This is a genomic window from Nitrospirota bacterium (assembly GCA_035516965.1).
Classification (GTDB): domain Bacteria; phylum Nitrospirota; class UBA9217; order UBA9217; family UBA9217; genus MHEA01.
Genome location: DATIZR010000104.1, coordinates 22609 through 33841, shown reverse-complemented (window position 1 = coordinate 33841; position 11233 = coordinate 22609). Strand labels below are relative to the sequence as shown.

13 protein-coding genes are annotated in these 11233 nt (G+C 57.5%); 6 read left to right on the top strand and 7 right to left on the bottom strand.

Annotated features, from left to right (window positions below; genetic code table 11):
- From VL197_15395 to VL197_15375, 5 genes are all read left to right on the top strand, one after another.
- A partial coding sequence (locus tag VL197_15395) for an FtsX-like permease family protein (protein HUJ19368.1) occupies positions 1-1156 on the top strand: 1156 nt, incomplete at its 5' end.
- Positions 1153-1743, top strand: coding sequence for a tetratricopeptide repeat protein (locus VL197_15390; GenBank protein HUJ19367.1), 591 nt, complete (start codon positions 1153-1155; stop codon positions 1741-1743). The genes VL197_15395 and VL197_15390, both read left to right, overlap by 4 nt.
- A 1-nt stretch (position 1744) precedes the next feature.
- The gene (locus VL197_15385; GenBank protein HUJ19366.1) at positions 1745-2149 is read left to right on the top strand and encodes a nitrous oxide reductase accessory protein NosL; all 405 of its coding nucleotides are present in this window, start codon (positions 1745-1747) and stop codon (positions 2147-2149) included.
- Positions 2146-2550, top strand: a complete 405-nt coding sequence (locus VL197_15380) for a DUF4418 family protein (GenBank protein ID HUJ19365.1) — start codon at positions 2146-2148, stop codon at positions 2548-2550. Before VL197_15385 ends, VL197_15380 begins: the two co-directional genes overlap by 4 nt.
- Positions 2547-3209 (top strand): ABC transporter ATP-binding protein, encoded by a 663-nt coding sequence (locus tag VL197_15375; GenBank protein HUJ19364.1) that lies wholly within the window; start codon positions 2547-2549, stop codon positions 3207-3209. The genes VL197_15380 and VL197_15375 overlap by 4 nt, the downstream gene beginning before the upstream one ends.
- 80 nt (positions 3210-3289) lie before the next feature.
- Here VL197_15375 and VL197_15370 read toward each other — a convergent pair whose 3' ends face one another.
- From VL197_15370 to VL197_15340, 7 genes are all read right to left on the bottom strand, one after another.
- Complete coding sequence (locus VL197_15370; GenBank protein ID HUJ19363.1) at positions 3290-4000, bottom strand: cytochrome b/b6 domain-containing protein; 711 nt, start codon at positions 3998-4000, stop codon at positions 3290-3292.
- Complete coding sequence (locus VL197_15365) at positions 3993-4889, bottom strand: cytochrome c3 family protein (GenBank protein ID HUJ19362.1); 897 nt, start codon at positions 4887-4889, stop codon at positions 3993-3995. Before VL197_15365 ends, VL197_15370 begins: the two co-directional genes overlap by 8 nt.
- Positions 4890-5179: 290 nt before the next feature.
- Positions 5180-5938: a tRNA pseudouridine(38-40) synthase TruA gene (gene truA / locus VL197_15360; GenBank protein ID HUJ19361.1), complete on the bottom strand. Its 759-nt coding sequence runs from the start codon at positions 5936-5938 to the stop codon at positions 5180-5182.
- Positions 5939-5980: 42 nt separating this feature from the next.
- A complete protein-coding gene (locus VL197_15355) occupies positions 5981-6682 on the bottom strand; it encodes an ABC transporter ATP-binding protein (GenBank protein ID HUJ19360.1) in 702 nt (233 codons plus the stop codon).
- Positions 6675-7442: an ABC transporter ATP-binding protein gene (locus tag VL197_15350; protein ID HUJ19359.1), complete on the bottom strand. Its 768-nt coding sequence runs from the start codon at positions 7440-7442 to the stop codon at positions 6675-6677. The genes VL197_15355 and VL197_15350 overlap by 8 nt, the downstream gene beginning before the upstream one ends.
- A 36-nt stretch (positions 7443-7478) precedes the next feature.
- Entirely contained in the window at positions 7479-8594 is a 1116-nt protein-coding gene (locus VL197_15345; protein ID HUJ19358.1) for a branched-chain amino acid ABC transporter permease, read from the bottom strand.
- Between the two features lie 111 nt (positions 8595-8705).
- Entirely contained in the window at positions 8706-9182 is a 477-nt protein-coding gene (locus VL197_15340) for a hypothetical protein (protein ID HUJ19357.1), read from the bottom strand.
- A gap of 286 nt (positions 9183-9468) precedes the next feature.
- On the opposite strand from VL197_15340, the gene VL197_15335 reads away from it, so the two are divergent.
- On the top strand, positions 9469-11160 hold the full coding sequence (locus tag VL197_15335; GenBank protein ID HUJ19356.1) for an ammonia-forming cytochrome c nitrite reductase subunit c552: 1692 nt from the start codon (positions 9469-9471) through the stop codon (positions 11158-11160).
- The last annotated feature ends 73 nt before the right edge of the window (positions 11161-11233 follow it).

Below are 11233 nucleotides of genomic sequence, written 5' to 3'. Positions count from 1 at the left end.
GATCACGCGGACATGGCTTTTGCTGGCTATTGTGGCCGTAGTCTCCTGCACGCTGTTCACCGCCACCCTCTTCCTGCGCAGTATCAATAATGCGCTCAAGCTCGGCACCTACCGCCTCGGCGCCGACATCCTGGTGGTTCCCGAAAACGCCGAAAAGAACGCGAAGGCCGCCCTCCTTTCCGGGGAGCCGACCAGTTTTCTTATGGACAAGACTGTGCTCGACAGGGTCAGAAAGATCGAGGGCGTCAAGAGCGCAACGCCCCAGCTTTTCATCAAGCCCACCAGTTTCACCTGCTGCTTCAATGTGGACGTTTTCCTGATCGCTTTTGATCCCGAGACGGATTTCACGGTGAAGCCGTGGCTGGAAAAGCACCTGAACCGGCCGCTGGCGGCCAACGAGATCATCACGGGGAGGGAGATCCCGGTCATCGTCGGCGACAACATACCCTTCTTCGGCACCACCTTCCATGTTGCAGGCACGATGGAGCCGACGGGCATGGACTTCTTTGACCGCTCGGCGTTCATGAGTCTCGAGTCCGCGTATCAGATGGCCCAGAATTCAAAAACCAAGGCGATACAGCCGCTCGAGATCGGGAGGGACAAAATATCGACGGTCCTGGTCCAGGTCGGCGAGGACTTCACCCCGGACCGGGTAGCCATCAGGATCGAGCATGACATCCCCGGCGTCAAGGCGCTCGTGTCCGATACGGTCATCAGCACGGTGCGGAAGCAGCTCTCCGGCCTCATTCACGCCATCGTCGCCATCAGCAGCATTCTCTGGGTCATCGTGCTCCTGATCATGGCCTTCGCGTTCTACATGATCGTGAACGAACGGCGGCGGGAGATCGGCCTCCTCCGGGCGATCGGAGCGAACCGGCTTCACATCGCTTCGATCATCCTGAGCGAGGCGGCCCTGCTCTCAGCCACGGGCGGAGCGGCTGGCGTTGCACTCGGATTCGGGCTGCTGTTCAGCTTCAAGAACCTGATGCTGCACAATTTGAAACTTCCCTACCTGTTCCCGTCTCCTGTCGAACTGATAAGCCTGATCGCGGCGGCCGTCTCATTTTCGCTCGTCACCGGGCTGCTTTCGGCGCTGCTGCCGTCGTTGTCGGTGATCCGGACGGAACCCTATGAGGCCATAAGGAGCGCGGAATGAGATATATCGTGATACTGCTCCTTGCGGCGATGACGATGCTTTCCTGCTCGGAAGAAAAAAAACAGAGCGCTCCGGTCGTCGAACAGAAGAGCGATATCGAATTGCTGCGGGAAAAGATCCAGAGCAACCCCAACGACGCCGATGCGCAGTTCCATCTGGCGGAGTTCTATGAACGCGCGAACCTGTATCAGGAGCAGATCGAGACGCTCAAAAAAGTGGTCGCCATCCGGCCCGACATGGGGTATGCCCATTTCAAGCTGGGCACTGCCTACAACAGGCTCGGCATGTATCAGGAGGCGGTCGCGAGTTTCACCAAGGCCGCCAAATACGAGCATAAACAGCCGATGATCTATAATAACATGGCCTTCTCCTACGGCAAGCTGGGCAAGATAGACGAGGAGATAGCGGCTCTCCAGAAGGCGATCTCCATGCGCCCGGACTATGGTATCGCCCACTTCAATCTCGGCATGGCTTATCTCAAGGCGGGGAAACGGGACGCTGCCATGAAAGAACACTCCCGGCTGAAGAACATTGACGAACCCCTTGCAGCCACGTTAAAAAAACAGATCGACGCGGGGAGGAAATGACATGAAGCGGGCATCGTTTGTTCTCGTGTTTGCGGCAATACTGGCTCTTTCGTTCGCGCTTCCGACTGTTGCGGAGACCATTACCTGCACGGAGTGCGGCATGATGCTCGAGGTGGGGTCGAAATTCACCGCAAAGATCGTCGAGGAAGGCAAGGACCTCTATTTCTGCGACATTGGCGACCTTTTCGCGTACCTGAACAGAAAAAAACCGCAAAATGTCAGGATCCAGGTCAAGGATTTCCCGAGCGGCGCCTGGATTGACGCGCGGAGCGCCTCCTATGTGTGGTCTGCAAAAAAATTCAGTTCACCCATGGGCTGGGGCATTGCTGCGTTTCAGGACAGGAAGGACGCAGCGGCATACGGCAGCGCCCTGGATTTTGATGCGGCAATGAAGGCTGTGCAATGAAGAAGCTGATCGGCCTGACGGCGATAATCAGCGGCATCCTGCTGATGATCGTGCCCCGGTATGTTCTCCCGGCCTGCGAATACGAAGGCTTTGCAAGGATGCACTGTTCGGACACGGCGCACGCCGAGCAGATCGTGGGCGTCCTGCTCCTGCTGGCCGGAATCCTGACCCTGCTCGTGAAATCGGCGAGGATGGCCTTTGCCGGCGGAGGCATCGCACTAATTCTGTCGGTCGCATCCTACTTTCTCCCAGATAAGATCGGATTCTGCCACAGCAGCCAGATGCCCTGCAATTACGGCATGGTCCCGGCGATCAGGTTCATTGCCATCATCGCCGGACTGATCATGGCCGTCGCACTCATTGTTTCGGCCAGAAGGCTTCAGAAGAAAGGAACCGCATGATCGAACTGAAGGGACTGTCAAAGACCTATAGGGTATCGGGCAAGACCATCCCGGCGCTGCTGCCCGTGGACCTCGTTATTCAGGCGGGCGAATTCGTGACCATTGTCGGGCATTCGGGAAGCGGGAAAAGCACGCTGCTGAGCCTCATTGGCGGCATCGCGCTGCCTGATGCGGGCTCCGTGTTCATCAATGGCGCGAACATCCGGTCCTACAACGACACGAAGCTCTCGAAATTAAGGAATGAGAAGTTCGGGTTTGTGTATCAGTTCTCCAGCCTCATCCCGACCCTCACTGCCACGGAAAACGTCCTGCTCCCCACCGTCTTCGGCGGAAATAAGACCCCGGCTGACGCCGTGAAGCTTCTGCAAATGGTCGGCCTGGGAGACAAGACCGACCGCTATCCTTCGGAGCTTTCGGGCGGCGAGCAGCAGCGGGTCGCGATCGCGCGCGCCTTCATTCATGATCCCGAGATCGTCCTGGCCGACGAACCAACAGGCGACCTCGACGAGGAGACCGAGGCAGAGATCATGTCGTTCTTCGAACGGGTCAACCGGGAGCACAAAATGACGATGATCATGGTCACCCACAGCTCGGAACTCGCGGTACGCGCCGGGACAAGGCTCAAAATGAAACACGGAACGCTTGAGCGAATCCCCTAGGTACTCAGCATCCCGTCCACCAAACAAAAACGGCGGCCTCTGAAGAGAGCCGCCGTTTTTTATTTGTGCCGAGAAGTCCTTTATTTCTTGTTCTGCGGTTTATCCCCGTACAGCCGGTCATATTCCGCAGGATGGTGGTGCTTCAGCTGGTCGATGCTCATCTTTCCCGTGAGCCACATCCAGTTCATCGGGAAGACTTCGGACCGCAGGTGTTCATTATAGAAATGGAAGATCAGGATGAACACAATGGCGAGCAGCGCCTCATCGCTGTGCATTGCGAAGATAACATCCCAGATCCACTGGATCGTCCAGACGGGGAAGATCGACGACACGGTCACCGGGAATGCGAGGAAGAACCCTGACGCGCCGATAATGAACATGCCCCAGTAGACCGCCCAGTAATCGAACTTCTGCATGTAGTTGAACTTCCCGAAATAGGGTTTTTCCTTCCTGAGGCCGAAGAAGTACAGAAAATTGTTGAACAGGTCGACGACATCCTTCGGCATGGGGATCAGGGACCACCGGAAATCTCCCTTGCGCGCCTTGTTGATCAGGTAGAACTGGTGATACGCGAAATCGAGCAGCATGGTGATGCCCGCGACGCGGTGGATGATGCCGGCCATTTTGGCCCCGCCCCAGAAGCTGATCCAGGCGCTGGCCGGGTCCTGATAGGCATACTTGAGGCCCCAGCCCGTGAAGGACAGGAGCAGGAACGTCGTGAACATGATAACATGCTGGATCCTGGCGGAGAGGTCAAACCTCTCGATCTCTGCCGGTACGGTCTTATTCATGTTTGTCTCCTTTCTTGAACAGGCGATCGCGGACGTCCGCAAAGATATCGAGGAGCACATGAACGCAGATGAAGACGAACACGCTCATCGTGAGGACGACGAGGGCGAGTTCCACGAAGTGCGCGACCGGATTAAGCGGTTTGTGCGTGATCGCGGCAACGAATTTTCTCGTGGCACCAGCGTGGCATTTCGAGCAGGTCTTGACCTTATTCTCGCCGACAACGGGCGATGAGGGGTCCTTATCGCTCTTGATGTCATGGGCACCGTGACAATTCGGGCACGCCGGAGCGTTCATATGACCGACCTTCAGCTTCCTGCCATGAAAGCTCTCCAGATAGCGATCCATGACCAGGGGCGAGAACCCGTACTTCTCGGACATGAACTTTTCTTCATGGCACTGGCCGCAGGTCTGAACCACGTTGAAATGGTTTACCGCAGATTCCTTGCTGGACTTTGGCTGGATATAATGCGGAGAACCATGACAGCTCGTGCAGACCGGACCGTCGGAGGACTTCTTGACGATGACGTTCTTCCCGTGAACGCTCGATTTGTAGGCCTGATAGATTTCTCCGTGGCACTGCGCGCAGGCCGCCTGGGCAATGGGATCGATCTTGCTCTTGGCGGCAATCAGGGCACCGAGTTCCTGCGTGGCCTTGTCGGCATGTCCCGTAAGCCCCTTGTGCTGGTCCCCTTTCAACTGCATGTGGCACATGACGCAATCAAAGGAGCCATGTACCGACTTCGCATACTTCTCCTGGTTGACATTCACGGACCCTTCCATGGACCCGTGGCAGCCAAGACAGGTCGCGGCATCCGTCGCCGCGTGCGCGGCGGGGACCAGAACAGCGGTGAACAAAAGCAGCAGAGTTGCGTTCAACCAATTCCTCATACATTCTCCTTTCGGATCGTTAATTAATAAAACAAGTTCGGTCACTGCTGATCGGATGAATGATCCGGCATGAATTCAGTACTGCCGCCAGCGGCCTTCTCCTTTCGTTAAAATTGGGGGTTTTTTGCTGCAGAGCGACGCATCGAACGGCCATCATACGAATTGGTAAGATCGGCAATAAAATCTTGCACATAACATGCCAGTAATAAGTGGATGAAATACAAGGCATTGGCGTACGTGAATTTTTGCAAAAGTGCAAAAAATACTGATTAAGTTTCATAGTTGCAAACTTACTCCCCATTGTAGTGAACAGCAACCAGGTAGAGTCCGTGGGGCGGCGCCGTTCGCCCCGCCCTGGTGCGGTCCTGAGCAGCAAGGATCGCAGCCACATCCTCAGGGGCGAACCTGCCCAGCCCGACCTCGACAAGCGTCCCGGCGATGTTCCGGACCATGTACTGGAGGAATGCATCGGCTTCCATCACGAGTTCCACGAATTCGCCCCGTTTTCCGATCTCCACTCTTCTGAGCGTCCGTATCGGCGACCGCGCGCCACATCTCGAGCCGCGAAATGACGAAAAATCATGTTTCCCGATCAGGCTCGTTGCCGCCTGCCTCATCGGCCTCAGTTTCAACCGGACATTAACATGCCAGGCATAATTGCGGTACAGGGCGCTCGGCGCGCGCCGGTTCAGGATCCGGTAGGTATAGGTCTTTCCCTGTGCGCTGTAGCGTGCGTGGAATTCTTCGGGCACTTCCTCCGAATGCACGACCCGTATGTCGGGGGGCAGCACATGGTTGAGCGCGGGCATCCAGGCGGCAGGCGGCATTGCGCCGGGGGCGTGAAAATTGACGACCAGGCCCAGAGCGTGAACGCCCGCATCCGTCCGCCCCGAGGCATATGTGGTCGCGTCTTTGCCCGATACCCCCTTGATCGCCGATTCCAGGCTTTCCTGGACGGTCGGTCTGCCGGTCCCGGCCTGTGCCTGCCAGCCGTGGTAGTTCGTCCCGTCGTATTCCAGGACCAGCTTGATGTTTCTCGACATACCCATATCAGACGACGGAGCCTCAGTCTGTTTTCTGACGTCTCTGCCCTATTCCCCCAGGTAGGCCTTCTTGATCCCCGGATCCTGTATGAGCTCAGAAGCATCGCCATGCAGAACGATCCTGCCGGTTTCCATCACGTAGGCACGGTTCGCGAGGCGGAGCGCAGACTTGGCATTCTGCTCCACGAGCAGGATCGTCATGCCCTGTTCATTGATTTCCTTGATGATCCTGAATATCCTGCTCACGATGATCGGTGCAAGCCCCAGGGAAGGTTCATCCAGGAGGAGCAGCTTCGGCCGCGACATGAGCGCCCTGCCGATGGACAGCATCTGCTGTTCTCCGCCGGACAGCGTACCGCCCGGCTGTCTTCTGCGCTCCGCCAGGGCCGGGAAGAGGTCGAAGATGCGTGCAATATCCCCGTTGAACTCCTCTTTCGTGCTGCGGAACGCGCCGAGCTCAAGGTTTTCCCACACCGTCATGCGGGGGAATATCCTTCGTCCCTCGGGGACCTGCGAAATGCCCCTCTGCACGATCTCGTGAGACGGCAGGCCGGAAATGGGCTGATCTTGGAGCAGGACCGTTCCGCCCCGGAGAGGGGTGACGCCGGAGACGGACATCAGCGTCGTTGACTTCCCGGCGCCGTTTGCCCCGATCAGGGCGACGATCTCTCCCCGGTTGACGCGAAGGCTGATCCCCTTGAGCGCGTCGATCATGCCGTAGGACACGGTCACGTCCCGGAGCTCAAGCATGAGCTTCCCTGCCAAGATAGGCCTCGATGACCTGGGGATCGTCCTGGATATCCCTGGGAGCTCCCTCGGCGATCTTCACCCCGTGATCCAGCACGAGCACCCTGTCGGATATTCCCATGACGACCTTCATGTCATGTTCGATCAACAGGATCGCAACGCCGTTGTCGCGGATCCTGCGGATCAGGTTCATCAGGTCACGGGTTTCCTGGGGGTTCATGCCGGCGGCAGGTTCGTCGAGCAGCAGCAGGTGGGGTTCGGTACCCAGGGCGCGGGCGATCTCGAGACGCCGCTGGTCTCCATAGGAGAGGTTCGAGGCCAGGATGGCCTGCCTGGTTTCGAGACCCGCGAACTTCAGGATGTCCGCTGCGCGGTATACCATGTCCCGCTCCTCTTTGACCACCCGCTTCGGCCGGAACATGGCGCCGAACACTCCGGCTTTGGTCCGGCAGTGGCCCGCTACCATGACGTTTTCCAGGCAGGTCATGCCGCTAAACAGCCGGATGTTCTGGAAGGTGCGTGCGATTCCGAGTGCAGTGATATCGTGGGGAGCCATGCCGGTGATGTCTCGGTCATGAAATATCGCCTTCCCCCGCGTCGGTTGATAGATCCCGGTGATGCAGTTGAAGAAGGTGGTCTTGCCTGCCCCGTTCGGACCGATGATGCTGACGATCCTCTCCCGCTCCAGCCTCATGTCGACGCCGTCAAGCGCCTTGAGTCCGCCGAAGTTCTTTGTCAGTGTTTTTGTTTCGAGCAGCAGCATTGCAATACCATCCTCGATCCCGGACTTTCTTGAATGCTACCGTGACCCCGTTTTGACCGTTCCCAACAGCCCCTGGGGCCGGAAGATCATCATCAACACGAGGGCGATGCCAAAGGCCAGCATCCGGTAGTCCTGAAAGTCACGGAATACCTCGGGAAGCGTTATCAGGAGCAGCGCGCCCAGGATGATGCCGGGGATGCTCCCCATGCCTCCGAGGACGACCATGCAGAGGATGATGACCGATTCAAAGAAGGTGAAGCTCTCCGGAGACACGAAGGCCATCTTTGCGGCGAAGAAGACGCCTGCCAGGCCCGCCCAGGCGGAGCCCAGAACGAAAGCCAGCATCTTGAGCCTGAACGTATTGACTCCCATGGCCTCTGCGGCCACCTCGTCCTCGCGGATAGCTACCCACGATCTGCCGATGCGTGATGCAATCAGCCGCTGCATCAGAAAAATCGTGACGATCACGATGGCCAGGATAAGATAGTAGAAATCTATGGTCCGGTGAAGAGTGTACCCGGCAATGACCGGCCTCCCGATCCTCGAGATGCCGTTCGGGCCGCCCGTCATCCGGTCCCAGTTGTTCAGGATGATGCGCGTGATCTCGCCGAGCCCGAGTGTCACGATCGCGAAATAATCGCCCCGCAGCCTGAGCGTGGGCAGACCGACAAGGGCCGCGCAGCCCGCGGCGGCGAGCGCCCCCACAACGAGTCCCGGCCAGAACGGCAGTCCCGCGGTCGTGGAAAGGATTGAGTACGTATAGGCTCCGATCGCGTAGAAGGCGACGTAGCCCAGATTCAGGAGGCCTGCCTGCCCGACTATGAGATTCAAACCCAGGGCAAGGACGACGTACATACAGGTGAGCGTCAAAACATCACGAAAATAGTCGTTCAAGAACAAAGGAAGGACAATGAGCAGGACGACAAGCATGACAAGGGAGGTTCGGGACCCGAGCGCTGCCCGGATCGGCGCGGACCGGGCAACAGCATGGGATGCCCTTTCCCGCAACGAAACGAGCAAGCGCTGAACGGTTCCGTGGCCGGCCATGTTCCCGACTGCGATGAGAAGCGCGGCGGCAGCCGCCAGAGAAAGAGCCGCTCTGATACCGGTGAAAGGCAGGACGAGAATGCCTGTCCAGACCGGGATCAGCACAAGACCGCCTCGATAGGAACTCACCGATGATGGATACAATCGCATATCGGGTTGAGATTATCGCATAGAAAGACCTGCATATCAAGCGGTTATTCGGGGCCAGGGACAGGATCAGGGTATCGCCACGCTGAGCCGGTCCCACTGGGCTGCGACGACCATCCACTCTCCCGACTCTTTCGAGAAGGTGACCGAGAAACGGTATGCACCCAGCGCTTCGGGAAGGATCGTCCCGGAATCGCCGGACCTGCCTGACAGGATCGCTTCAAAGCGGGCTGTGGCCGATGCCTCACGGACGGTGATCTCAAGATTGCTCAGGATGACCGAGATCGACTTGTGCTGATAAAAATAGAAAAGAAGCAGTCCCTTGATTCCCTCGCGATCATTCCCCTGAGGATCGCGGTAATTTTTCGAGATATGGGAGAGGATCGCCCTGATATCCTTGATTTCTGTCCCCTTCTGGATCGCCTGAACGGCATGCTTGACTCTTTCCTCCTCGGTCTCCTTATGACAGGCATGCTGGAAAGAGACGGAAAACGCCATGCCGAGAATGGCCAAGAACACAGGAAGCGCTCTTATTTTGTTCTCCATGATGAGAACTTATACCACAGAACGGACATTCTTGCATGACCTCTCGTGAAACGGGAAAAAGCTCGTTGATCAGGAAGGCGTATGATACAGATCATAACAACAAGGCGGCGCAATAGGCTTTAATATTGCAATCTCACAACAGCACTTCTATTTCACCAGGATAATTGATGCTGCAGGATCAGCCCTTCGGAGCGGACGGAAGGGGGTGAATCGCGGCACTGCGGTCACGCATTCCACTGAACGTTGAAAATGAGACAACCAGATTCCTTATTGCAGGGAGGTTTCGATGAAGAAAACAATTGGCGTTCTCGTTCCCTTTATCGTCGTGTTCGCTCTTGTCATCTGGATCAAGGACGTGGGTGCGCAGTACGGGGGAAACGCGAAAAAAACGCCAGAAAAAAACGTAGCCGTAGACACTTGCTACGGATGTCATGACAAGATCAAGCAACTCCATACCCTGGGAAAACACGCGAAGATAAACTGCGCCAGCTGTCATTCCGGTCTGGCCAAACACCTGGAGAACCCGGGTCCTGACACGCGTCCCGTCACGGACGTGTCCTGGGAGGCATGCGGAAGTTGTCACAAGGAGCAGTATGACAGCTTCATGCAGGAGGCCTATCACCGCCCCGCGCGGGACGAGAAGTCGCAGCTCACGAATCGCGCACCCAACCCCTTCTGGGATAAGCTTATGATGGGCCACGGATTTACGAAGGAGCATAATCTCACAAGAAGCCACGTCAACATGCTGCCTGACCACCTCGTGGTTGACCGGGCCTACGGCGGCAGGTTCCAGCCGAAAAACGGATGGACCTATGTGCTCGAAAAGGGAAAGGCATGGGATATTCTGATGGACCGGGAGCCCGGGACAAGCGACCAGAAGACCTTCATGCCCCAGAGCGCGACAGCGGCAAACCCGGTCTGCCTCCAGTGCAAGTCCCAGGACCTGATTCTCAAATGGTCCTACCTGGGAGAGCCCGTCCCAGGGGCGCAATGGTCGCGCACCTCTAGGCCCGTTGAGCTCGTCCGGGACCTCCAATACGGACTGAACTGCTTTTACTGCCACGACCCTCACGCCGCGAAGCCCCGCATCGTCCGGGACGCCCTGATCCAGGCACTGACAAGGCCCGAGGCGGACACGGTCTGGCATCAGGACCCCAATCACACGAACTTCAAGGTCATCGAAATGGGCACGCGCGGCTTCACGAGAAAGATAGCGATCCTTGAGAAATACGACACCCGGCTCCAGTGCGGCCAGTGCCATGTCGAGTACAATTGCAACCCGGGGTACGACCCGAAGAATCCCGATACTTCCAAGTACAGCGTGACCATGGCGGACCCGCGGACCAACCATTTCCCCTTTAAGAACGTGCTGGGGCTCTATGACCACTATGTGAAGCAGGTGGGCTTCCTCGACTTCAAGCACGGGCTCACCGGTGGGCTCCTGTGGAAAGCCCAGCATCCCGAGGCTGAAACATACTACAATTCTAAGCACGCCAAAGCGGGCGTCGGCTGCGCCGCCTGCCACACACCCAGGGTCACGGACAAGAAAACCGGCAAGACCTTCACCTCCCATTTTGCCGTGACGCCGCGGGTCCAGCTGAAGGAGACCTGTCTGGCAGCGAAGTGCCACCCTTCGTGGACCGAAGAGCAGGCAAAGTACACCATCGACTCGATCAAGGCCTACGGAAAGGGAAAGATGAGAAAAGCCGAATTCTGGCTTTCGGCGCTCATCGACAAGATCGTTGAGGCCAGGAAGGCCGGTGTGGATCCCGAAGTCATCAAGCAGGCGCAGGACCAGCACCTCCGGGCCCATATCCTGTGGGAATACTGGACTGCGGAGAACTCAGACGGCTTCCACAACCCCGAACTGGCGCGAGAATCCTTGACGCGGTCCGTTGATGAATCTCAGAAAGGGATCAAGATCCTCGCTGATGCCATGGCGCCGAAGGCGGCTCCCGCGGCTGCAGGAGGCCATTAGCCAGGAATGCCGTACTCCATGTGGCGGGGCCCAGGCCCCGCCACATCATTTTTCCCCGTAAAAAAACTTCTTG